Genomic DNA, 593 nt, shown 5'->3' on the forward strand with positions numbered 1-593 from the left:
CACGGGCAGCGGCAGCCGTACGCGCACCCCGGCCAAGCTGTCGCAGACCGGCGAAGCGGGCATCACCAGCCAATACTCGGCGGGCCTCGGGATCAGTTCTTATGAGCTGGACCTGTTCGGCCGCGTACGCAGCCTGAGCGAACAAGCGCTGCAACAATACTTCGCGACCGAAGAAGCGCGTCGCACCACCCAGATCAGCCTGGTGGCCAGCGTGGCCAACGCCTACCTGACCTGGCAGGCCGACAAGGAGCTGCTCAAGCTCACCCAGGACACCCTGGGCGCGTACGAGCAGAGCTTCAAACTGACCTCGCGCAGCAATGAAGTCGGCGTGGCTTCGGCCCTGGACCTGAGCCAGGCCCGTACCTCGGTGGAAAACGCCCGGGTTGCACTGGCGCGTTATACCCGCCAGGTGGCCCAGGACGAAAACAACCTGACCCTGCTGCTGGGTACCGGCCTGCCGGCGAACATCGTCAGCCGGCCATTGGCTGATGACCTGTTGAGCGAAGTACCGGCCGGCCTGCCATCGGACCTGCTGCAACGTCGTCCCGACATCCTGCAGGCCGAGTACAACCTCAAGGCGGCCAACGCCAACA

1 protein-coding gene is annotated in these 593 nt (G+C 65.1%); it reads left to right on the plus strand.

The window, feature by feature from the left end:
- The coding region (locus HX846_RS36105; protein WP_178967332.1) for a TolC family protein at positions 1-593 on the plus strand (593 nt) is incomplete at both ends.

Origin of the sequence: Pseudomonas sp. K5002 (assembly GCF_013386655.1) — a bacterium.
Lineage (GTDB): Bacteria > Pseudomonadota > Gammaproteobacteria > Pseudomonadales > Pseudomonadaceae > Aquipseudomonas.